The sequence below is a fragment of the Micromonospora sp. ATA51 genome (genome assembly GCF_016802855.1).
Taxonomy (GTDB): Bacteria; Actinomycetota; Actinomycetes; order Mycobacteriales; family Micromonosporaceae; genus Micromonospora; species Micromonospora sicca.
The window spans coordinates 1-22,663 of sequence record NZ_JAEVHJ010000087.1; the positions used below are offsets into that span (position 1 = coordinate 1).

At 71.9% G+C, this 22,663-nt stretch carries 19 protein-coding genes and 3 pseudogenes; 4 read left to right on the top strand and 18 right to left on the bottom strand.

Translation table 11 applies throughout. The annotated features are described in order from the left end of the window. Positions 1–76: 76 nt before the first annotated feature. Entirely contained in the window at positions 77–610 is a 534-nt protein-coding gene (locus JNW87_RS15785; RefSeq protein WP_238453936.1) for a hypothetical protein, read from the bottom strand. 159 nt (positions 611–769) lie between these two features. Between JNW87_RS15785 and JNW87_RS15790 the strand changes: the two genes are divergently transcribed. Next, the gene (locus JNW87_RS15790) at positions 770–1,396 is read left to right on the top strand and encodes a hypothetical protein (protein WP_238453937.1); all 627 of its coding nucleotides are present in this window, start codon (positions 770–772) and stop codon (positions 1,394–1,396) included. 78 nt (positions 1,397–1,474) lie between these two features. Here JNW87_RS15790 and pulA read toward each other — a convergent pair. The 8 genes and pseudogenes from pulA to JNW87_RS15830 all read right to left on the bottom strand — a co-directional run bounded on the left by pulA (position 1,475) and on the right by JNW87_RS15830 (position 11,733). Further along, positions 1,475–6,972: pseudogene (gene pulA, locus JNW87_RS15795) on the bottom strand (pullulanase-type alpha-1,6-glucosidase). 193 nt (positions 6,973–7,165) lie between these two features. Beyond that, positions 7,166–7,849: a cellulose binding domain-containing protein gene (locus JNW87_RS15800; protein ID WP_109802663.1), complete on the bottom strand. Its 684-nt coding sequence runs from the start codon at positions 7,847–7,849 to the stop codon at positions 7,166–7,168. An 85-nt stretch (positions 7,850–7,934) separates the two neighbouring features. Next, positions 7,935–8,153: a hypothetical protein gene (locus tag JNW87_RS15805; RefSeq protein ID WP_238453938.1), complete on the bottom strand. Its 219-nt coding sequence runs from the start codon at positions 8,151–8,153 to the stop codon at positions 7,935–7,937. 223 nt (positions 8,154–8,376) lie between these two features. Continuing rightward, entirely contained in the window at positions 8,377–8,613 is a 237-nt protein-coding gene (locus JNW87_RS15810) for a hypothetical protein (RefSeq protein ID WP_238453939.1), read from the bottom strand. A gap of 16 nt (positions 8,614–8,629) precedes the next feature. Then, positions 8,630–10,000, bottom strand: coding sequence for an IS607 family element RNA-guided endonuclease TnpB (gene tnpB / locus JNW87_RS15815; protein ID WP_238453945.1), 1,371 nt, complete (start codon positions 9,998–10,000; stop codon positions 8,630–8,632). A 5-nt stretch (positions 10,001–10,005) separates the two neighbouring features. Next, a complete protein-coding gene (locus JNW87_RS15820; protein WP_238453940.1) occupies positions 10,006–10,377 on the bottom strand; it encodes a hypothetical protein in 372 nt (123 codons plus the stop codon). Positions 10,378–10,640: 263 nt separating this feature from the next. Further along, entirely contained in the window at positions 10,641–11,030 is a 390-nt protein-coding gene (locus JNW87_RS15825) for a hypothetical protein (RefSeq protein ID WP_109805395.1), read from the bottom strand. A gap of 40 nt (positions 11,031–11,070) precedes the next feature. After that, positions 11,071–11,733, bottom strand: coding sequence for a hypothetical protein (locus JNW87_RS15830; RefSeq protein WP_109805394.1), 663 nt, complete (start codon positions 11,731–11,733; stop codon positions 11,071–11,073). Here JNW87_RS15830 and JNW87_RS15835 point away from each other — a divergent pair. Further along, a complete protein-coding gene (locus JNW87_RS15835) occupies positions 11,732–11,944 on the top strand; it encodes a hypothetical protein (protein WP_236648509.1) in 213 nt (70 codons plus the stop codon). The genes JNW87_RS15830 and JNW87_RS15835 overlap by 2 nt on opposite strands. A gap of 17 nt (positions 11,945–11,961) precedes the next feature. On the opposite strand, the gene JNW87_RS15840 is transcribed toward JNW87_RS15835, so the two are convergent. Further along, positions 11,962–12,339 carry an ArsC/Spx/MgsR family protein gene (locus tag JNW87_RS15840; RefSeq protein ID WP_109805397.1) on the bottom strand — a complete coding sequence of 126 codons (378 nt, stop codon included), beginning with the start codon at positions 12,337–12,339 and terminating at the stop codon, positions 11,962–11,964. Positions 12,340–12,932: 593 nt separating this feature from the next. Here JNW87_RS15840 and JNW87_RS15845 point away from each other — a divergent pair. Next, positions 12,933–13,586 carry a C39 family peptidase gene (locus JNW87_RS15845; RefSeq protein WP_238453941.1) on the top strand — a complete coding sequence of 218 codons (654 nt, stop codon included), beginning with the start codon at positions 12,933–12,935 and terminating at the stop codon, positions 13,584–13,586. A 73-nt stretch (positions 13,587–13,659) separates the two neighbouring features. Here the strand turns inward: JNW87_RS15845 and JNW87_RS15850 are convergent, their stop codons facing one another. Then, complete coding sequence (locus JNW87_RS15850; RefSeq protein ID WP_109802487.1) at positions 13,660–14,316, bottom strand: DedA family protein; 657 nt, start codon at positions 14,314–14,316, stop codon at positions 13,660–13,662. Between the two features lie 438 nt (positions 14,317–14,754). Between JNW87_RS15850 and JNW87_RS15855 the strand changes: the two are divergent. Next, positions 14,755–17,606 (top strand): annotated as a pseudogene (locus JNW87_RS15855) (aconitate hydratase). A gap of 62 nt (positions 17,607–17,668) precedes the next feature. Here JNW87_RS15855 and JNW87_RS15860 read toward each other — a convergent pair. From JNW87_RS15860 to JNW87_RS15890, 7 genes and pseudogenes are all read right to left on the bottom strand, one after another. Next, positions 17,669–18,274, bottom strand: coding sequence for an ATP/GTP-binding protein (locus JNW87_RS15860; RefSeq protein ID WP_109802485.1), 606 nt, complete (start codon positions 18,272–18,274; stop codon positions 17,669–17,671). After that, a complete protein-coding gene (locus JNW87_RS15865; protein ID WP_109802484.1) occupies positions 18,255–18,644 on the bottom strand; it encodes a DUF742 domain-containing protein in 390 nt (129 codons plus the stop codon). The genes JNW87_RS15860 and JNW87_RS15865 overlap by 20 nt, the downstream gene beginning before the upstream one ends. Then, positions 18,641–19,072: a roadblock/LC7 domain-containing protein gene (locus JNW87_RS15870; protein WP_109802483.1), complete on the bottom strand. Its 432-nt coding sequence runs from the start codon at positions 19,070–19,072 to the stop codon at positions 18,641–18,643. Before JNW87_RS15870 ends, JNW87_RS15865 begins: the two co-directional genes overlap by 4 nt. A gap of 81 nt (positions 19,073–19,153) precedes the next feature. After that, the gene (locus JNW87_RS15875; protein WP_238453942.1) at positions 19,154–19,357 is read right to left on the bottom strand and encodes a hypothetical protein; all 204 of its coding nucleotides are present in this window, start codon (positions 19,355–19,357) and stop codon (positions 19,154–19,156) included. After that, positions 19,341–21,698: a nitrate- and nitrite sensing domain-containing protein gene (locus tag JNW87_RS15880; protein WP_238453943.1), complete on the bottom strand. Its 2,358-nt coding sequence runs from the start codon at positions 21,696–21,698 to the stop codon at positions 19,341–19,343. Before JNW87_RS15880 ends, JNW87_RS15875 begins: the two co-directional genes overlap by 17 nt. Positions 21,699–21,809: 111 nt before the next feature. Continuing rightward, entirely contained in the window at positions 21,810–22,463 is a 654-nt protein-coding gene (locus tag JNW87_RS15885) for a prenyltransferase/squalene oxidase repeat-containing protein (protein WP_238453944.1), read from the bottom strand. Beyond that, positions 22,460–22,663, bottom strand: a pseudogene (locus JNW87_RS15890) (hypothetical protein); the annotation flags it as partial. The pseudogene JNW87_RS15890 and the gene JNW87_RS15885, both read right to left, overlap by 4 nt.

Sequence of the window (22,663 nt, forward strand, 5' to 3'; positions counted from 1 at the left end):
GCGGGTGCGCCGGCCGGCCACGGCCAGGGCGGCGGGCATGCAGATGGCGCCCGCCGCCCAGACCGGAGGCGGCCGTTCAGGCCGCGCCAGTGGCCCTGGCCGCGCCGGCCGCGCCGGCCGCACAGGGCTCGGGCCCGGGTTCGGGTTCGCAGGGCTCGGGTTCGTGGTCGGGCGACAAGGACAAGAAGGACGACCGCAAGAAGGACGACCGCAAGAAGGACGGCGAGGGTGACGGCGGCGCGCTGCTGGTCGAGCGTGGCGGCAGCGCCCACCTGAAGAACGTGAAGCTGACCGGCAACAACGCCGAGAACAACGGCGGCGCGATCGCCAACTTCGGCCGGGTCACCTCGAGGACAGCAAGGTCGAGAACAACCACGCCCAGAAGGACGGCGGCGGCATCTTCAACCGCGGCACCCTCAAGGTCAAGGACACCCACATCAGCAACAACACCGCCGGCAAGAACGGCGGGGGCATCGCCAACGGCAACGGCAAGCACGACGACCACGACAAGAACGACCACGACAACAACGGCTACGACAACAACGGCTACGACAACAACGGCTACGACAACAGCACCTACCACAACGGCGGCTACGACAACAACGGCCACGACAAGGACCGCAAGGACCGCGACGAGGCCGGAACCGTCGAGATCACCGGCTCCGCCAAGGGCAAGGACGAGGTCAAGAGCACCATCGACAACAACAAGGCCGGCAAGAACGGCGGCGGCCTGTCCAGCTCCGGCGGCACCGTCACGATCACCCTGACCGTGATCAGGAACAACACCGCCTGCGAGAGCGGCGGCGGCATCTACGCCCTCGACACCGACCTCAAGCTCGACAAGGTCATCGTCGCCAAGAACCACGCCGACAAGGACGGCGGCGGCATCGTCAACACCGGCGGCGAGGACAAGAAGAAGGACTGGTCCTCCAACGGCGGCGACAAGAAGGACGACGGCGACAAGAAGGACGACGGCGACAAGAAGGACGAGAAGAAGTCGGACGCCACCGCCACCATCTCCGACAGCGACATCGTCGACAACACCGCCGGACGCTTCGGCGGCGGCATCTTCAACGGCGACACCGACGTGAAGATCGACGAAGGCTACCAGGACAAGAAGGACGGCAAGGACGACAACGCCACCCTGACTCTGCGGGACACCGAGATCAAGGGCAACACCGCCCTCAACGGCGGCGGCATCTTCAACAACAAGGGCAAGGTCACCCTGACCGACACCCGCGTCACCAAGAACACCGCCACCGACCCGTCCAAGAACCACCGCGTCGCCGGCGGCATCCTCAACAACGAAGGCACGGTCAAGCTCGACGACGAGTCCACCGTCACCGACAACGACCCGACCAACTGCGCCGGCACCGTCGAGGACTGCTTCAACTGATCGACGGTCAGCGAACGGATCCGCGCAGCCGTCCGGCCCCCTGCCACCTCGGTGGCAGGGGGGCGGACCGTCGTCAGGTCAGCTCTGGACGAAGACGGCCACGCTGCGCGCCGGCACGGTGAAGGTGCCGCTCGCCGGGTCGAACGAGGCGGTCCGCAGTACCGGGTCAACCGAGTTCCGCAACACCGGGTGCAGGGCCACGCTCGCCCCGCGCAGGCCGGTCACCGTCTGCTCCGCCGCCGCCGGCGTGCCGTTGAAGACCACCGTCACCGACTTCCACTTACCGTCCAGTCCACGGCCGTCCAGGGTCATGGTGAGCACGCCCGGGGTCTCCTGCTCGCCGGAGAGCGGGAAGGCGACCCGCTTCTGCACCTGGTCGGCGGTGGCCAGCCCGAAGACCGGCGACGACCGCCGAACCTCCAGCAGCTCCGCGTACCGGCCGTCGGCCAGGTTGATCGCCGCGCAGTCCGGCACCAGCTTCGGATCGGCCAGCAGCGGCTTCGCGTACGACCACTTGCTCTCGTTGTCCTGTGCCGGGGGGAGACCGGCGCCGAAGCCGTTGCCCTGGGCGCAGTCCCAGCGGATCTGGTTGAACCAGTCACCGGAGTTGAACGAGTTGCGGTCCAGCGACTTGGAGCGCAGCCGCTCCGAGCCGGCCGTCACGAAGCCCGTGCCCTGCCCGAAGGCGGTGGTCGCCAGGGCGAGCACCTGCATCCGGGCCCGGTCATGCGCTGAGGTGCCCTGCGGCAGCTTGTACGCCAGCGCGTCGTACAGGATCTCGTTGTCGTGCGCGTCGACGTAGGTGACCGCCTCGCCCGGCGCGGCGGTGTAGCCGGCCGGCGCGCCGTTGTAGTCCACCTGCGCGCCGGTGACCGTCCTCCCGGAGGAGTCGGTGAACCGGTAGCCGCGCAGGTTGCCGGTCAGCCCGACCTTGATCAGGTCCTGGGAGTGCAGCAGCCGCGCCTTCTGCTCGGCCGCCGACCCGTTGACCGGATCGCCGTTCGGGTCGGTGTACAGCCCGGAGGCGAAGCCCTGGATCCGCGGGTTGCCGTCGAACGGGCCGCCGCCACGGACCGCGTCGCGGAGCCGGTCGTTGAAGGTGCCGATCCCGGTGCCGGCCATGTTGGCCTGGGTGGCCTGCACGAACCGGGCGTCGTCGGCGACCTCGCCGAAGTTCCAGCCCTCGCCGTACAGCAGGATCTTCTTCCCGTCCACGCCGTCGCGCGCCACGGTGAGCTTGTCCAGCGCGGCCCGGACGGCCAGGATGTTCGCCTTCGGGTGGTGGCCCATCAGGTCGAACCGGAAGCCGTCCACCTTGTACTGCCTGGCCCAGGTGACCAGGGAGTCCACCACCAGCTTGCCCATCATGGCGTGCTCGGGCGCGGTGTTGGCGCAGCAGGTCGAGTTGGCGACGCTGCCGTCGGACAGCAGCCGGTGGTAGTAGCCCGGCACCACCTGGTCGAGCACCGACTTGGGGTCGGTGCCGGCGGCGGAGGTGTGGTTGTAGACGACGTCCATCACCACGCGCAGGCCGGCCTGGTTCACCCCGGCGACCATCTGCCGGAACTCCGTGGTCCGCTGCGCCCCGGCCGGGTCGACGGCGTAGCCGCCCTCCGGCACGGTGTAGTGCAGCGGGTCGTACCCCCAGTTGAAGCCGTCCTTCTCGGCCACCGCGGCGACGCACTTCTGCTGCTGGTCGGAGTCCGGCGGCAGCGCGGCCAGGTCGCAGGCGGGCTGCTGCTGGTCGGCCCGCTTCTCGGGGATGGTGGCGAAGTCGAACGCCGGCAGCAGGTGCAGGTAGTTGACCCCCGCGTCGCCGAGTGCCTTGAGGTGCTTCATGCCGGTGGTGTTCGGGTCGGTGAAGGCGAGGTAGGTGCCCCGCCGCCCGGCCGGCACGCTCCCGTCGGCGATGGAGAAGTCGCGGACCGACAGCTCCTGGATCTGCGCCTTCGACGACGGCACCGCGGCCGGCTTGCGCAGCGTGGCCCAGCCGGCCGGGGCCAGCGCCGGGTCGGTCAGGTCGACGATCTGGCTGTGCGTCGAGTCCGGCGCCAGGGCCACCGAGTACGGGTCGTCACCGCGGCGGTGACCACCTTCTGCGCTGCCGGCTGCCAGGCCTCGACCTGGTAGCGGTAGTACTTGCCGGTCCAGCCCTTCGTGCCGCGCACCGACCAGACGCCGGTGCGGTCGTTGCGGCTCATCGACACGGTCTTCGGCTCGGCCGTCGGCGAGTCGAAGAGCTGCAACGCGACCGTACGGGCGGTGGGCGCCCAGACGGCCAGGGTGGGCACCTTGCCGGCGAACGTGGGCCCGAGCTTGGCCGTGGTGGCGGCCCGGTAGACGTCGTCGAGCACGCCCGGGATCTGCACGCCGGTCGCGCCGAGCAGCGTGCCCTCGGCGTCCCGCTCGGTCACCGCGAGCTGCCCACGCAGCGCCGCCGGCACCTTCGCCAGGTCCGCCTGGTCAAGGCTGAAGGCGTGGTAGGCCCACAGGTGCGGGTAGGCCGTCCGCTGGGCCTCGGTGAGCCCGTTGCGCTGCGCCCGCAACGGCAGCGTGATGTACGTCCCGGCCAGCTCACCGTCGGCGATGCTCAGCCCGCCGGTCGGGGCGGCGACCAGGGCGTACCGCTTGCCGTCGGTCGGCCCGGTCTCCCAGGCGACGGTGGACCGGTCGATCCACTGCGCCCTCTGCTTGGTGATGTCGACGTCCTTGGCGACCCCGGAGGAGGTGGCGGGCAGCAGCCGCCCCTTGACCCCGGCGAGCAGCCAGACCTCGTGCCCGGCGGCGGCGAAGTCCAGCCGCTGGTCGTCGGGCTGATCCTTGGTGTCGCCGTTGTGGATGATGTAGCTCAGCCCGGTCGCCCCGGCGGCCAGCGGCACCCGGAAGACCGCGCCGAAGGAGTCGACCTTCTCCGGCTTGAGCGGGCTGCCCCAGTCGGTCGGGTTGGCGGCGCCGTCCCACAGGTGCAGGCCCCAGCCGTCGTAGTTGTTGTCGGCCTTGCGCCAGTGGATGACCGCGGTGCTCTGGTCCACGGCCGGATCGGGCTCGCCGGTGGCGGCCTGCCGGGTCGGGTAGAGCGCGCCGTCGCCCTGCTTGACCCAGACCTCGCCGGTCTGCGTCACGTCGATGGTGCGGTCGTTGCCGACGTCCTTGTTGCCGTTGGAGTCGACCACGAGGAAGCCGACGGACTTGGCGCCGGGCTTCAGCTTGACCCAGGCGAACCGGCCGAACGAGTCCTCACCGGCGAACGGCTGCCCTTTGGGCCACTCGGTGGCGTACGCCGGGTCGATGTCGCCCCAGGTGTAGAGGCCCCAGTCGTCGTACCCGCCGGCCGGGCGCTGGTAGTGCACCACCGCCCAGTCCCGCGAGGCGCTCTGCGCCGGGGTGCCGACCACGCCGGTGGCGCGGGCGCTGGCCACCCGGCCCTTGCCGTCGCGGACCACGGCCTTGTACTCGACCTTCGTCCCCCCGGCCAGTCCGGTCAGGTCGTGGTGGACGGTGTACGGGGCCTTGTGCGCGCTGCCCAGCAGCGTCCACTTGCCACCGGGGACCCTTGCGGCGAAGGTGACGGTGGCCAGCGGGTCGCCGGTGACCTGGGCGGTGGCGGCGGCCTTGGTGGCGACCGGGGCGTCGCCCGGCGCGGTGATGGTGATGCCCGGCGCGGCGCCGGCCTGCGGGATGGCGCGGTCGGCCTTGAGCACCACGGCGGACATCGCCGGCACGGTCAGGCTCAGCTTGCCGTCGGCGGCGGCCGTCGAGGTGGCCGAACCGCCGTAGACGCCGGCGAAGGTGGCGCCGGCCGACCAGGTGTCCACGGAGACAGTCTGCGCGGTGGCGGCGTTGTTGACCGCCACGACGTACTCGGTGCGGTCGGACGGCAGGATCCGGGAGAAGGCGAAGACGCCCGGCCCGTCGGCCGCGTACCGGGTGACCTGGACGCCGTCCCGCAGCGCCGGGTGGGCCTGCCGCAGCTCGCCCAGCTTCGCGATGGTGCGGTACAGCGGGTGGCTCTTGTCGTACTGGTCGCTGGCGTGGGTGCGGGTGGTGCCGATCAGGTCGTCGTCGAGGTAGTCCGCCGTCTCGCTGGCGAACATGTCCTGCCGGGCGTCCTTGTCCCCGCCCGGGCCGGTGAAGCCCTGCTCGTCGCCGGAGTAGACGACCGGCTGGCCGCGGGTGAGGAACATCAGCTGGTGGGCGAGCTGGTCGCGGCGCAGCTGGCTGGCGTCGTCGCCGCCGGTCGCGGCGATGAACGAGCCGATCCGGCCCATGTCGTGGTTGCCGAGGAAGGTGGTCAGCCGGTTGGCGTCGGTGTCCCGGGCGGCGTAGAGGTCGTCCCGGGCGTACATGTCGGCGAGCGCCTTGGCGGAGCCGTCGGCGGCGGTGTAGCCGCGGGCGGCCTCCTGGAAGGAGAAGTCGAGGGTGGCGGGCAGACCGCCCTGCCGGACGTACGTCGACTCGATCTCCTGGTCGGCGCTGTAGACCTCGCCGAACATGAAGAAGTCCTTCTTGCCGGCCTGCTCGGCGGCCCGCTCGATGCCCTGACTGAACTGCGGCCAGAAGTCGAGGTTGGCGTGCTTGACGGTGTCCAGCCGGAAGCCGTCGACGCCGGTGCTGCCGATCCAGTCGCCGTAGACCTTGGTCAGCCCGCGCACCACCTCGGGACGCTCGGTCCACAGGTCGTCCAGGCCGAAGAAGTCGCCGTACTCGCTGTTCTCGCCCGCGAAGGTCGAGTCACCGCGGTTGTGGTACATGGTCGGGTCGTTCAGCCAGGCCGGGACCTTGACCTTCGCGTCCGCCGCGCTGGCGAACGTCGGCGTGTACGGGAACGACGTCAGGTCGACCTTCGGGAAGTCCCGGGTGCCGTCGGCGTAGTTGCGGTCCTCGAAGGCCCGCCCCTGCGCATCCTGGTAGGGCGCGGTCTTCTTGTCGACGTACGCGTACCTGTCCTCGGCGTACCTGATGACGTCGGCGGTGTGGTTGACGATGACGTCGAGGTAGACCTTGATGCCCCGCTGGTGGGCGAGCGTGACCAGCCGCTTCAGCTCCTCGTTGGTGCCGAAGTGCGGGTCGACCTGGGTGAAGTCGGTGATCCAGTAGCCGTGGTACCCGGCGGAGACGTCCGCGCCGGTGCCCTGCACGGGCCGGTTCTTGAAGATCGGGGCGAGCCAGATGGCCGTGGTGCCGAGCCCCTCGATGTAGTCGAGCTTGTTGATGACGCCCTTGAGGTCGCCGCCGTGGTAGAAGCCCTTGTCCTTCGGGTCGAGCCCGGTGCTCAGCCGGTCACCGGTGAGGCCGCCGGTGTCGTTGCGCTGGTCGCCGTTGGCGAAGCGGTCCGGCAGGACGAAGTAGAACTGGTCGGCCTGCGCGCTGTTGGCGCCGGCCTTGAGCAGGGCCTCGGCGGACGGTTCCTGGCGCCACTGCGCCGCGCCGGCGGCCGCGAGGAGGTCGGCGCGGGAGGAGCCGTCGGTGGCGTCGGCGCCCAGTTGGTGAACGGCGACCGGCACGCCGACGAGGGCGAGGGTGAGGGTGGAAACCAAGGCGAGCAGGGCGTTGCGGGATATCGGCGGGGGTTTCATCGACGGCCTTCCTCTGGTCGCTGATTCGCCCGCACGCTAGCCCTTGCCGAAACATTCTGCAATACCTTGCAAACCAAGTCGCAACAAAGCAGTCACCTTGCGAAACGGAGCATCGACCGGGCCGCCCGGGACCATTGCGGACGGTGATCAGGATGCGGCCACCATCGGCCGGCGACGTGGACCGCGCGCCGGCTCAGAAGCCGGAGCAGCGCGAGTCGTTGACGGTGCAGAGTTCCGGGCGGGTCGTGCGGGTGTTCTCGACCTGGAACTGCAACGGCACCGACCTTCCGGGCGCCAGGTCAGCCCCACTCCGGTACGTCAGGACGCCGTCGGACACGCGGCCACTTCCCCCCTCCGCACCGGCCACCCAGAACCCGACTATCCGTCCCTCGGGGAACGCCAGCCGCACCGTCCAGCCGCGGGCCGTCGAGCCGGCGTTGACGATCAGCACCTCACCCAGGAAACCGCCGTCCCAGGTGTTGGCCACCCCGTATCGCCCGGTCACCGACGGGCGCACCGGGGGTGGGGTCGGCCGTTCGGTGCCCCCACCACCACCCGCGCGCGCCGACGCGCTCGACGTCGGCCGGCCGGTGCTCGGCAGGACGGTCGACCGTGGCGACAGACCGGGCACCGCCGGCGGGGTCCTGGTCGACGCCGCGCGGGACGGTGTGCCAGGTGGCAGGCCGGGCAGCGGGACGGTGGCGACCGGCGGACCCGGCCGGGCATCGATGTACGGCCGCCGCCCGCGGGTCGAGGCCAGCGCGAGGACCAGCAACACCACCATCACGATCACGCCGATCGACACCACGATCCAGGGCGAGGAGGCGATCGCGGTACTGGCGCCGGGCAATGGCCGGGTGCGACGCGTGCCGGACATGGCCCCTCCCCTGTCGATCCCGTCGAGTGAGCGTAGCGATCGGGACCAATGCCGGAAAGTGCCCGGTCCCGGGCAGGGCGTGCGGTCAGCCGATGGTGCACGCGTTGCCGTTGACGGTGCACTGACCTGGCCGATCACCGCTGCCCGTACGACTGAACCGCATCTGCACCACGGCGCTCTGCCCGGCGCCGAGCGGATCGGTGCCGCGCAGCACGAACCAACCGTTGCCCTGCGAGGTCACCGACAGCCCCGAGCCGGAGGACGCCTGGATGCCCTTCACATTGCCGGTGAAGAGCAGCTCCACCCGCCAGTCCTGACCCCGGGCGGACCCGTTGCTGACCGTCAGCCGGGCCTCGAAGTAGTCCCGCCCACTCGCCGTGGCCTGGTAGCGCGCGGCCAGCGCGCCGGTCCGTGGGGCGGCCGCCGTGGCGGGCGCGACGCCGAGGCGGACGGCCGGGCGGAACTGGCCCGCCGCGACGGGGTGCTGCTGGCGGACACGGTCGGCGAGGCGGTGGTGTCGACGGCGATCAGCGGGGCGTCGGTCGCGCGGGGGACGTCGTCGTCTCCGCCACGGTGGGCAGGTAGATCGGCGGCGCCGGCGCCGGCGCCGCCGACTGTCGCTCCGGCCCGCGCAGGGACAGCAGGGCCACGAGCAGCAGGACGGTCAGCAGGCTGACGCCCAGCAGCACCACGACCCAGGGCAGCGACGTCAGTACCCTCGGTACGGACGACGACCCCGACCGTTCGTCGCGCCGAATGCCCATCAGGTCCCGTTTCCTCTCATGATGCTTTGGTGAGCATGTGATTGGATGTCCCGCCTTGCGGTGGGACGGTCCCGGTCTTGCTCGCCGAAGCGATGCCGGGTTGACGCTTCACGGCCACCGGCCCGCCTCGGCGGGTCTTACGGTCGGCTCCACGTCCGGCCACCGGGCCACTCCCGGCGGTGTTCACCTCAGCCGCGAGTGCGGCGAGGTTACGTGCGGCGTTGACGTCTCGGTCGAGGGTCAGGCCGCAGACGGTGCAGTTGTAGGTCCGCTCGGACAGGGTCAGCTTGGTTTTCACCGCGCCGCAACCCGAGCAGGTTTTCGAGGACGGATACCAGCGGTCGGCCACGACCAGTCGGCCGCCGCTCCATCCGGTCTTGTAGGCCAGTTGCCGGCGCAGCTCGGCGAACCCGGCATCGGCGATGCGCCGGGCCAGCCGCCGGTTGCGCAGCATCCCGGCGACGTTGAGGTCTTCGACCACGATGGTGGCGTACTCGCGGGCGAGCCGGGTGGTCAGCTTGTGCAGGCCGTCGCGGCGCAGATGAGCGACCCGGGCGTGCGCCCGGCCGAGCTGGGCGCGGGCCCGCTCCCACCGCTTGGACGGACGTTGGCCGGTGCGCCGATCCGGGCCGACCCGGCGGGACATGCGCCGGGCGAGACGCCGCATCCTGCGGGCCGCGCCATCCAAGTGGCGGGGGTTGGGCACCAACTCGCCGGTGGACAGCACGGCGAGGTTGATGACCCCAACGTCCACGCCGACCGTCGCCTGTGGCTGTGCCGGCGCGCGTTCACGGCGGTCGACGTCGACGCAGAACGCCACGAACCAGCGGCCACCGTCGCGGCGCACCGTCGCTGACACGATCCGGGCGGTGCCCGCCTCCAGCCGGCGGGCGAGCTTACGGGCGGACTCGTGCAGCTTCAACCGGCCCAGCCGGGGCAACACCACATGCCTACGGTCCGGCTCGACACGGATGGCCCCGGTGGTGAACCGCACCGACGGAGTCGAGCGGCGCCGGGACTTGAACCGCGGGAACCCCACCCGGCGTCCGACACGCTTGCCGGTGCGGGAATCGGACCAGTTCTTCAACGCCCTGGCCAACGCGTCCAGACCGGTGTTGAACGCCTCCTTCGAACACTCCGTCCACCACGGCGCCACGTCAGCCTTCGCGGCGTTCCACGCCTTACGAAGCGCCGGCAGCGACCAGCCCGCAGCAGGGGTCAGCTCGACGTCGGTGATGCCGTAAGTGCGCTCGGCGGCCCGCTGGTCCATGACCGCCTTGACCCGGGCAAGCGCCCAGTTGTGCGCCACCCGCGCTGCCCCCGCGTGAGCCAGCACCGCCCGTTGCTGCGTAGGGGTCAGGTCGAGCGCGAAGCGGTACGCCTGCATTGCCCTCACGCTGGCTCGTCCCCGGTAGCGGCTTCGACCGCCCGGCGGACGCGGTCCGCGACGTCCCACCGCCGGTAGAGGTGAGCGCGCAGCGAGGTGAGGATCTCCGTCACGTCCCGCACCAGGTCGCCGTCGACCTCGGGCGGCTCGACCACGAGCAGCCGGCGACCCTGCGCAGCCAGAGCGGCTTCGACGTACTCGGCGCCGAAGCGGACGAACCGGTCCCGGTGCTCCACCACGATCGTCGTCACGGCGGGGTCACGCAGGATCAGCTGGCCAACCCGGCGAGCCGGGACCGGCAGCTTACCTTCCCGAAACCACCGATACGTCCCGACTTGGTGCACACCCTCCCGCTCAGCCCACTGCTTCAAATTCACTAACGCCTCATAACGCCACATTAGACCCAAGCTGCTGACCGCCCCCTTGCCCGAGCCGACGCGCCAGCGTAGCCAGCCTGATCGGGCGGGGACAGCGGGCCCACCCCGATCCGGCCGTCCGGCGGGCGGGAGGCGGAAAACGGCTGGCCGGCAGGCGGCGGTTCGGGTCTACTCACGACCGTGCCCGCGCTGATCCCCGCCGAACGGGTGCCCGCCGGCTTCCTCGCCGCCACGGCCCGTTCCTGAGCGGGCCGATCGTCCGGTCAGGCGGTGCGGATGACGGTGCAGATGGCCGGGCCGTCCTCGGTGGCCCGCAGCAGGTAGCGGTAGCGCTCGCCCGGCACCGCGTGGCCCTGGCTGTCCAGGAACTCCCACCGCACCGCCACCTCGGTGAGCAGCGCGGAGACCTGCTGCACGTCCTCGAACTGCGCGTTCGCCGCGACGAGTTGGCGCTCCTGATAATCCGGGGCCGCGCCGACGAAGGAGAGCGCCACCGCGGCCGGCGAGGTGAACGAGAAGCTGTAGGTGTCCGCGACCACCAGCCCGGGCAGGGCGTGGCAGCCGGCGATGGCGGGCACGTCGCCGGCGGTCAACGCCACGCCGTACCGGTCGAAGAAGTCGGTGAGCGTGTCGAGATCCGTCGAGGCCTTCACGTCGCTCTCAATTGCCGCGCACGCGCCACGGCAAACCTGGTCAGCGCGGCGGAATGCGTACCTCGATCTCGGCGCCGAGTTGCGCGCCACCGGTGAGGTCGAGGTCGTCGCCGCTCCAGAACCGCCCCGGGTCGTACCAGTTGGGACGGCGGCCGGCGGGCAGCAGCCCCATCGCCTCGTACGTCACCGCCACCACCTCGGCGCAGTACGCCGTCTCCAGCGCCCGGTCGCGCACCGGCACCCCGCCACCGTCCGGCGTGGAGGGTGTTCGGCGGCGCAGGTTGGGCACCCGCCCCCGGGCCCAGCGCCAGGCGAGCTGCGCGGTGGACGGGAAGGGAGTGCCGTCGAGGCGGGCGACGGTCCGCAGCACCGCCTCCTCCATCGCGGCGGCGGCCGGCGGTTCGAGCTGGCGCAGCCAGGCGCGCTGCCCGTACCGGTTCGCCCAGACGCAGACCGCGTCCCGCAGGTCGTGCAGCTGGACGCCGCGCTGATGGGTGCCGGTCCACATGTCCGGCAGGGAGCGGCCCAGCTCGGCGTGCCACATCAGCGGCGGCATGTCGTCGAGCACGACGGCCATCCCGACGTGGTTCACCGGGCTGTTGGTGGTGAACTGGATCGCGCGGTCGGGGACGCTGCGGCCGCGGAACACCCACACGTCACCGGTCCGGGTCAGCTCCACGGCCTCGTCCAGACTGATGCTCATGGACGACTACCCTATGCGGATGCGGCAACGGATGCGGTGGTGGAAGGTGCTCGGACTGGCCGGCCTCGCCGGCGTCGCGGCGTCCGGGGTGGTCATCGCCCGGGCGGAGCGGCGGCGACGGACGTACACCCCGGAGGAGGTCCGGGACCGGCTGCGCGAGCGGCACGCGAAGGCCGCGGGGGCCGCGACGCCGGCCGACGACCGGCCCTGACCCGGCGCCCGCGCCGCTTACCCGCCGTCGGGGGCCGTCCGGCGCGTCGCCGCGTCGAGCGCCTCGGCGGTACGACCAACCACCGCGCCGCCGTCGTCCAGCAACAGGATCGGGCGCTGGATCAGCTCCGGGTGGGCGACCATCGCCGCGATCCAGCGGGGCTCCTCGGCGTCGTCGCGCGGCCAGTCGGCAATCCCCTGGGCGACCGCGGCCGGCTCACCGGTCCGGCAGATGTCCCACGCGCGGGCGCCGAGCCGGCGTAGCACCTCGGTCAGCTCGGCCTCGCTCGGCGGCTGGTCCAGGTACGCCCGCAGCCGGTACGGCACCCGCGCCTCGTCGAGGGTGGCCCGGGCGGCGGCGCACTTCGAGCAGGCCGGGTTGTGCCAGATCTCCATGACCGACATGGTGGCAGACGCTGCATCCCGTCCACACCCGACGTCGGGCGCCGAGCGCGAGATCCCTTCTCGCGCCCACCCGCGACTGGACGCCGACCGGCCGCCCGGAGCTCCTATCTGCCACTGTGCGGATCCGTGCCGGTCGAGCCCGGCGGGTCGTCGGGCGGTCCGTGGGCGCTTGAGGGCGACCTGGGCGGGCTGTCTGGTTCCGGTGGGACGTTCTGTGTCTGATGTCCGGTTCATGGCCGGCGTCCCGTGCACCCGGCGGTGGAATGGCCGGCGGGGTCGGGGCGTTGAAGATGGCATGCCACCGCGGGTCTGCCCCGGTGGTGAGGGCCCGGAGCCCAGGCCGCGGGAACACCCGGCCGCCCGGCCCGGTTACATCCCCCGGAACCCCGGCCTTCCAGCCGGAACCCCGGGAGCCCGTGAGCGTGGTGGAATGCCTGGCCGGCCCGGGTCGTTACACCCCCGGACGCCCGAGCAGGCCACTGCCGCCGGGCCGATCCCCTTCAAGACTTCCCCTTTTTTTGCGCGGCGCGACCGCACCCCCCGTGCGGTGTCGTGCACACCCCCAAGCAGAGGAGCACGCCAACATGCGTACCGATCTGATCCGTAAGACCGCCCTGACCGCCGCCGGTCTCGCCGCCACCGCCGGTGGCATCGCCGGCCCCGCCATCGCCGCCCACGCCGCCGAGGCCAAGCCGACCGCGCAGGTCCAGACCGACCGCAAGCACGGCGGTGAGCGGGAACTCAACGTCCGCTACCAGGCCCAGCCCAACTTCTACTACTGCGGCCCCGCCGCCACCCGCAACGCCCTGTCCGTGCAGGGCAAGGCCATCGACGTCGACGCCATGGCCAAGGAAATGGGCACCACCGAGGCCGGCACCAACAGCGTCAACGACATCACCCCGGTCCTGAACAAGGAAACCGGTAAGGACGTCTACCACAGCGTCGAAATCCGCGACCCGAAGGCCGACGGCAAGCAGACCGACAAGCTGCGCACCGACATCGTCCACACCGTCGATGAGGGCCGCGCCGTGGTCGCCAACATCGCCGGCACCGCCGTCGACACCGACGGCAACACCCACTCCTTCGAGGGCGGGCACTACATCAGCGTCGTGGGCTACCGCGACGGCGGCCACACGGCGACCATCGCCGACTCGGCCGACCCGAACATGGCCTCCTACCGGATGAGCGTGGACAACCTCGCCGACTGGATCGCCACCCGCGGCTACACCGCCTCCTGACCCAACCAGCACCAACCCGAAAGGGCCGACCCCCACCCGGGGGCCGGCCCTTTCGTCGTATCCGAGCGCCGGGTCAGCGGTCGCTGCCGGCGCGGACCGGCTCGGCCTCGTCGGCCGCCTCCGCCGGGCCGAGCCGATGGGCCCGGCGGCGCAGCCACCAGGTGCTGGCCAGCCCGGCGAGGATCGCGACGACGAGACCGGCCCAGGAGATGTCCTTGAGCCAGTGCTCGGCCGCCCGGCCCACGCTGAAGAGCAGGTAGGTGGTGCCGAAGGCCCAGACCAGGCCGCCGGCCGCGTTCGCCACCAGGAACCGGCGGTACGGCACGTGCAGCGCGCCGGCCAGCGGGCCGGCGAGGATCCGCAGCAGCGCCACGAAGCGGCCGAAGAAGACCGCCCAGACACCGTGCCGGGCGAAGCTCTGTTCGGCGCGGGCGATCTGCGCGGGGCCGAGATGTCGGGGGAAGCGCCGGCCGAGCCGGGCCAGCAGCGGACGCCCACCCCGGCGGCCCACCGCGTACCCGACCGAGTCGCCGACGATGGCGCCGGCAGCCGCGGCGGTGGCGACCCACTCCGGCTCGACCACGCCCGCCGCGGCGAGCAGGGCGGAGCTGACCAGGACGATCTCGCCGGGCAGCGGCACGCCCATGCTCTCCACGCCGATCACCCCGGCGACGATCAGGTAGACCAGGCCCGGCGGCAGCGCCGAGAGCCAGTGCTGTACGTCGACCACCCGCCACCCCTTCCGGTCCGACCCCGAACCCTACCCGCGCCGCGGCGTCCGAGCCGCCCGCTCAAGGACGGACCGCCCGTCGGGGCCGGCGCCCGTCGACAGACGGCCCGAGGAGCCCTCCCCCTGGCCGTCCGCGAGGCTGGGCGGGCGTCAGCCGGCGATCGGGGCGAGGAACTCGAGGCGGTTGCCGTGCGGGTCGTGGGTGTGGAGACGGCGTAGAACGCCCGGGACGCGGCCTCGGAGCCGGGTGGGCAGGCGAGCAGGACGTGATGGATCATGGTGGCACGTCCTCGTCCCGAACCGTGGCACGAGGTTGCATCAATAGCAAGACGGACGTACGGTTTTATTGGAAGCGAGAATCGGCGGTAAGTGTCACCTAACCCGGGCGTCCCCCCGGCCGGTGCGACAGACTGCTCAGGACTACTCACGGTCGCTGGTGTGAAGGAGTACGACGTGGCGAGCCTCGACACCTTCGGTGCGAAGACCCAGCTACGCGTCGGAGACGCGAGCTACGAGATTTTCAAGGTCGACAAGGTGGAGGGCCACGACCGGCTGCCCTACAGCTTGAAGATCCTCCTGGAGAACCTGCTGCGGACCGAGGACGGCGCGAACATCACCGCCGACCACATCCGCGAGCTCGGCGGCTGGGACCCCACCGCCGCCCCGAGCGTGGAGATCCAGTTCACCCCGGCGCGGGTGCTCATGCAGGACTTCACCGGCGTGCCCTGCGTGGTCGACCTGGCCACCATGCGCGAAGCCGTCCGGGACCTGGGCGGCGACGCCACCAAGGTGAACCCGCTCGCCCCGGCCGAGCTGGTCATCGACCACTCCGTCATCGCCGACCTGTTCGGCCGCGAGGACGCCTTCCAGCGCAACGTCGACCTGGAGTACGAGCGCAACAAGGAGCGCTACCAGTTCCTGCGCTGGGGCCAGACCGCGTTCAACGAGTTCAAGGTCGTCCCGCCCGGCACCGGCATCGTGCACCAGGTCAACATCGAGTACCTGGCCCGTACGATCATGGAGCGCAACGGTCAGGCGTACCCGGACACCGTGGTCGGCACCGACTCGCACACCACCATGGTCAACGGCCTGGGCGTGCTGGGCTGGGGCGTCGGCGGCATCGAGGCCGAGGCCGCGATGCTCGGCCAGCCGGTCAGCATGCTGATCCCGCGGGTCGTCGGCTTCAAGCTCTCCGGCGAGATGCCGGCCGGCACCACCGCCACCGACCTGGTGCTCACCATCACCGAGATGCTGCGCAAGCACGGCGTGGTCGGCAAGTTCGTCGAGTTCTACGGCCCCGGCGTGAGCGCCGTGCCGCTGGCCAACCGGGCCACCATCGGCAACATGTCCCCGGAGTACGGCTCCACCGTCGCGATCTTCCCGATCGACGCCGAGACCATCCGCTACCTGCAGCTGACCGGCCGCGACCCGCAGCAGGTCGCGCTCGTCGAGGCGTACGCCAAGGAGCAGGGCCTCTGGCACGACCCGAACCGCGAGCCGGAGTACTCGGAGCGCCTGGAGCTGGACCTCGGCACCATCGAACCGTCCCTGGCCGGCCCGAAGCGCCCCCAGGACCGGGTGCCGCTGGGCAGCGCCAAGACGCTGTTCCGCGGCGCGCTGACCGACTACGTGGCGGACGACTCCGCCGGTGAGCGCGACCTCAAACCGGGCGTCGCCCGCGAGCAGCTGCCGCGCGGCGCCAACGGCCCGGCCGACGAGGCCAGCGCCGAGTCCTTCCCGGCCAGCGATCCGCCGGCCAACGAGTTCAGCGACCCGGCCGACGAGCCGCGCGACCTGGAGACCGCCGCGGCCGGCGCCGGCGGGCGCGCCACCAACCCGATCCGGGTGACCAGCGCCGACGGCGTCGAGTACGAGCTGGACCACGGCGCCGTGGTGATCGCCGCGATCACCTCCTGCACCAACACCTCCAACCCGCAGGTGATGATCGGCGCCGCGCTGCTCGCCCGCAACGCGGTCGACAAGGGCCTGACCCGCAAGCCGTGGGTGAAGACCACCCTGGCGCCCGGCTCCAAGGTCGTCATGGACTACTACGAGCGCGCCGGCCTCACGCCGTACCTGGACAAGCTCGGCTTCAACCTGGTCGGCTACGGCTGCACCACCTGCATCGGCAACTCCGGCCCGCTGCCGGAGGAGGTCTCCGCCGCGGTCAACGAGGGCGACCTCGCCGTCGTCTCCGTGCTCTCCGGCAACCGGAACTTCGAGGGCCGGATCAACCCGGACGTCAAGATGAACTACCTGGCGTCCCCGCCGCTGGTGGTCGCGTACGCGCTGGCCGGCACGATGGACATCGACCTGGCCAACGAGCCGCTCGGCGAGGACAGCCAGGGCGACCCGGTCTTCCTGCGCGACATCTGGCCGAACAGCGCCGAGATCCAGGACGTCATCGCCCAGGCGATCGGCGCCACCGGGTTCAGCGCCGCGTACGCCGACGTCTTCGCCGGTGACGAGCGCTGGCAGTCGCTGCCGACCCCGACCGGCGACACCTTCGCCTGGGCGGGCGACAGCACCTACGTCCGCAAGCCCCCGTACTTCGAGGGCATGGGGCGCCTGCCGGCGCCTGTTTCCGATATCGGTCCAGCGCGGGTGCTGCCAAGCTCGGCGACTCGGTGACCACCGACCACATCTCCCCGGCCGGCTCGATCAAGGCCGACTCCCCGGCCGGGAAGTACCTCGCCGAGCACGGCGTGCCGCGCCACGAGTTCAACTCGTACGGCTCCCGGCGGGGCAACCACGAGGTGATGATCCGGGGCACCTTCGCCAACATCCGGCTGCGCAACCAGCTCGTCCCGGGGGTGGAGGGCGGCTTCACCGTCAACCACCTGACCGGCGAGCAGACGTCGATCTACGACGCCTCCATGGCGTACCAGGAGGCGGGCGTCCCGCTGGTCATCCTGGCCGGCAAGGAGTACGGCTCCGGCTCGTCGCGCGACTGGGCGGCCAAGGGCACGATGCTGCTCGGCGTCCGGGCGGTCATCGCCGAGTCGTACGAGCGGATCCACCGCTCGAACCTGATCGGCATGGGCGTCCTGCCGCTGCAGTTCCCGGTGGACACCACCGCGGAGTCGCTCGGCCTGACCGGCACGGAGACCTTCTCCATCGCCGGGGTGACCGCGCTGAACGACGGCGACACCCCGCGCACGGTGAAGGTCACCACCGACACCGGCGTGGAGTTCGACGCCGTGGTCCGGATCGACACCCCCGGTGAGGCGGACTACTACCGGCACGGCGGCATCCTGCAGTACGTGCTGCGTCGCATGATCGCCAGCTGACGTACCAGCGAAGAGGGCCCCTTCCCGCGACCGCGGGGAGGGGCCCTTCGGCGTCCGGAGGGTCAGTCGACGGCCCGGCGGCGGGCCTCGCGGGTCTTCATGGCGTGCTCCAGCAGCGTGATGAGCACCTCCTTGCTCGACTCCCGCTGCCGGGCGTCGCAGAGCACCACCGGCACCCCGGGGTCGAGGTTGAGCGCCGCCTGCACCTCGTCCAGCCGGTGCTGCCGGGCGCCCTCGAAGCAGTTCACCGCCACCACGAAGGGCGTGCCCCGGCCCTCGAAGTAGTCGATCGACGGGAAGCAGTCGGCCAGCCGGCGGGTGTCGGCGAGCACCACCGCCCCGATGGCGCCCAGCGCCAACTCGTCCCAGACGAACCAGAACCGGTCCTGGCCGGGGGTGCCGAAGACGTAGAGCACCAGGTCGTCGCTGATGGTGATCCGACCGAAGTCCATCGCGACCGTGGTGGTGCCCTTCTCCTCCACGCCGGAGAGGTCGTCGATCCCCACCCCCGTCTCGGTCAGCACCTCCTCCGTCCGCAGCGGACGGGTCTCGCTGACCGCGCCGACCATGGTGGTCTTGCCCACGCCGAAACCACCGGCGATCAGGATCTTGATCGCGGTGGGCAGCGGGGCCACTCCCGCCGGCCGCTCAGAGGGCCCGAAGTCCATTGATAACCGCCTCGAAAACGCTGTCGTCGGGAAGGCCGGCGGTGGTGGCGCGCGGCTCACGGACCTGCACCAGGTTGCGGGCCACCAGGTCGCCGAGGAGGACTCGGACGGTGCCCACCGGCAGGTCGAGGTGGGCGGCGATCTCCGCCACGGACTGCATCCGCTGGCAGAGGCCGACGATGGCCACGTGCTCGGGGCCCAGCCCCGACTCCGACGCCACGTCGGCCCGGGTCGCCATCACCAGGGAGATCAGGTCGAACGTGCCGGTGACCGGGCGGGCCCGGCCCCGGGTGACCGCGTACGGGCGCACCACCGGGCCCGCGTGGTCGTCCACCCACTCCTGCTCCGCGGAGTCCCCCTGGACGGTCATCGCGCCGGGGTCTCTCCGGTCGGCTGCTCGGGCCCTCGGGTCGGCGAGGCGACGAATCTCCCGACCCGGGTGACCAGCATCGCCATCTCGTACGCGATCAGGCCCACGTCGGCGTCCTCGGAGGCCAGCACCGCCAGGCAGGCGTTGCGGCCGGCCGCCGTGACGAACAGGAACGACGACTGCATCTCGATGATGGTCTGCTGCACCTGGCCACCGCCGAACCGCTTGCCCGCACCCCGGGCCAGGCTCTGGATGCCGGCCGCCATCGCCGCCAGATGCTCGCCGTCGTCCCGACTCAGGCCTTGTGAGGAGGCCATCAGCAGGCCGTCGGTGGAGAGCGCCACGGCGTGTTCCGCCTGCTTCACCCGGCCGACCAGATCATCCAGCAACCACGTCAGGTCCGCGCTCGAAGCCGTCTTCTGCGCCACTCGTCGTCCTCTTCTCCCCCGGCTGGTGTCGCCGTGCTCGCTCCGCCGTACCGGCCGTATCGGGCCGGACCGACGTCGTCCTCAGGTCGCCTGTTCGTCCGCGGTGTCCGGCGCGCTCTCGGACCCGCGCGTCGCACCGCCGAGCAGCCGCGCCGCGTCCGTCCGGCCGCGTCGGGTGCCGCTCTGGTAGGAGCTCATCATCCGGCGCACCTGCTCCGGCGGGCGTACCGTGTCGTCGTCCGAGTCAGCGTCCGAAGCGGACGGTTCGTCACGCAGCTCCGGCACGATGCTCGCCTGCCGTACCCGCACCGGCAGCCCGGAGTCCGTCCGGGCCGACTCGGGGCCGGCCGTGGCGACCGGTGCGGGATCGGCCGCCACCGGTGCGGCGGCGTCCCCGGTGGGCCGCGCGGTCGTCACCGGCAGCCCGGTCGGGTAGGTCGACCGTCCAGCCCCGGCAGGCCGGTCCGCCGCCGGGCACGCGTCGGCAGCCCCGTCTCCGGGACCGCGGGCTCGTCCGGCCCGGCCGCGACGCGACCGGGTACCGGGTCCGTCTCGGCCGGCACGTCGTCCGCGGCGTCATCCGGACGCCCGTCCTCCGGCGTGCTCGGCGGGGCGGCTCCACCAGCGCCACCGGGCTGGCCGGCTGCTCGCCGGTCGGCTCGGACCGTCCCGTCCCGGCGCCGACCGCGACCGGCCCGCCGGTCCCCGAGCCTGCCCGGAACCCGCCCGAGGTGACCGGGTCGGGGCCGTCGTCGGTGACCAGGTCGAGCGGGATCAGCACCACCGCCGTGGTCCCGCCGTACGCGGACTCCTTGAGCTGCACCCGCACGCCGTGCCGCTCGGTGAGCCGGCTGACCACGTAGAGGCCGAGCCGGGCGGCGTTGGCGAGGTTCAGTTCGGACCGGTCGACGATCCGGTGGTTGGCGGCGGCGAGGTCCTCGTCGGTCATGCCGAGGCCGCGGTCCTCGATCTCGATGGCGAACCCGTTGGCCACCACCTGGCCGCGCACCTCGACTGTGGTGTGCGGGGGCGAGAACGACAGTCCGTTCTCGATCAACTCGGCCAGCAGGTGGATGACGTCACCGACGGCCCGGCCGGCGAGCGACACCGGGCCCAACGGCAGCACGTTCACCCGGGTGTAGTCCTCGACCTCGGCCACCGCGCCGCGGACCACGTCGACCATCGGCACGTTGCGGCGCCAGGACCGGCCGGGGGTGGAGCCGGAGAGCACGATCAGGTTCTCGGCGTTGCGCCGCATCCGGGTGGCCAGGTGGTCGACCCGGAACAGGTCCTCCAGCTCCTCGGCGTCGTGCTCGCGGCGCTCCATCGCGTCGAGCAGGGTGAGCTGGCGGTGCACCAGGGCCTGGGTGCGCCGGGCCAGGCTGAGGAACACCTCGCGGACGCTGCGGCGCAGCTCGGCCTGCTCGACGGCGGTCCGGATCGCGGTCTCCTGCACCGCGTTGAAGGCCTTGCCCACCTGACCGATCTCGTCGTCGCCGAACTCCAGCGGCGGCGCCTCCCGGGCGACGTCGACCTCCTCGCCCCGGCCCAGCCGCTCCACCACGCCGGGCAGCCGCTCGTTGGCCAGCCGGAACGCGGCCTCACGCAGCCGTTCGAGCTGCCGGACCAGCGATCGGGCGGTGGTGATCGACACCACGATGGACGCGATGACGGCGAGCAGGCCGAGGCCGGCCGCCAGCACCAGCCGCACGATCACCATGACGGCGACCGGGGTCGCCCGGGACACGATGTCCTCACCGCCGGCGAGAATGACCTTGCGCAGGTCCTCCATCGCCTGCGGGGCGGCGACCTGCCACGCGGGCGCCGACACGGGTGGCCTGATCTCGCTGCCCTTGGCCGCCAGCACCCGGTCCTCCAGGCCGCGCAGCTGCCGGAACGCGACGCCGTCGATCATCGTCTGGTAGCGGTCCCGGTCTGTCGAGGACAGGTCGTTCCCGGTGCGTCCGGCGAGGTAGCGCTGCGCACCGACCAGCCGGGCGAAGGTGGTCTGCTCGGCCACGGTCATCCGGTTGGCCGCCAGGACGCCCGTCAGCAGCGCGTCCTCCTGCGACAGCAGCTCCCGGGCCCGGTTGAGGTCGATCAGCGCGGCGGTGTCCCGGGCGATCTGGTCGTCGTCCAGACCGCTGAGCGCGTCGAAGACCCCGAAGATCGCGTCGATCGCCTCGTTGTACGCGGCCAGCGTCGCGGTCCGGTCGATGGTCCGCCGCCCCACCTCGGCCCGGATGTCGCCGAGCTGCTCGACCTCCGTCCGGAGCGCGGCGATCCGCTGTTCGAGCTGCTCGCTCGCCGGCAGCTCGGTCCGCCAGTCCTGGGTGGACCGCCACAGCGCGGTGGCCGTCTCGTCGGTCCGCTGCCGCTGCGCGCCCAGCTCCTTGAGCTGGTCCGGGTCGGGCTGGCCCAGGTACGACAGCGAAAGCCGCCGCTCGTTCTGCAGCTGGAGCAGCAGCGGATCGCTCGGCTCGAAGACCCGCGCGTTGAGCGTCTGGACGCCGAGCAGATTGAAGCCGTCCCGTACGGTCACCCACGCCGCGAAGGCCCACAGGGCGATCAGCGACACGAGCAGGGCGATGACTTTGGTACGGAGATTCGTACTGCGGGAACCCATCACACCGTCCTGGCCGGGTATTCGAATCACGTGCCCGAGATGAGTCGTCGACGATCCGATCGACCCCGGCGCACGCTAGCAGTGTCCAGAAGCTGACTCAAGCGATGCTGATCATGGCAGGGTACCGAGGGGTGCCGCGTCGCCTGTTGCGTCGCCGGTCCACAGCGCCGCGAGCACCGCCGCGCGCACGATCAACGTCGGTCGGTACAGGTCCTTGTCGTGCCACAACGCCGGCTCGCCGTCCCGGCCGTCCAGTTCGGACAATCGGTGGCGGCCGGCGGCGACCGCCGCCTCGGACGAGCGGTCGGTGGCCAGCAGGGCCAGCAGGGCGTACGCGGTCTCCTCCGCGGTGCCGGCCCACCGTCCCCAGGAGCCGTCCGGCCGCTGGGTGTCCAGCAGCCAGTCGGTGGCCCGCCCGACGGCGGTTCGCGCCCCGGCGCTCCCGGCGTGGTCACTCAGGGCGAGCACGGCACAGTACGTGGCGTAGTAGGGCGAGGCGTGCCACCGGTCGCACCACCGCCCGTCGGCCTGCTGTCCGGCGACCAGCCAGGCGGCGACCCGGTCCGCCGCGCCCGCCGCGCGGGGCTGGACGGCCGTCCCGCCGTGCGTGAGGTGGTGCCCGAGGGCGTCGAGGACGTGGGCGTTGGTGGTGACCGAGGCCCCGTCCTCCCCGGGCCAGGTGCAGAAGTGGGCGCCGGTGTCGTAGGACCAGAGGCTGGACGGGTCGACCGGCAGGCCCAACCGGGCCAGGGCGTACAGGGTCACCGAGGTGGTGTCGGCGTCGGCCGGCAGGCCGGGCCCGGTGGCGGCGCCAGCCGGCCGACGGCGGCCCGCAGCTCGGCGACCAGCGCGGCCGGCACTGTCGCCGGCACCCCCGCCCGGGCGAGGATGGCGAGCACCCACGCGCGTTCGAAGACGGCGATCGGGGTGGCGCAGGGCACCGGCCCACCCCGGCCGACGTCCCG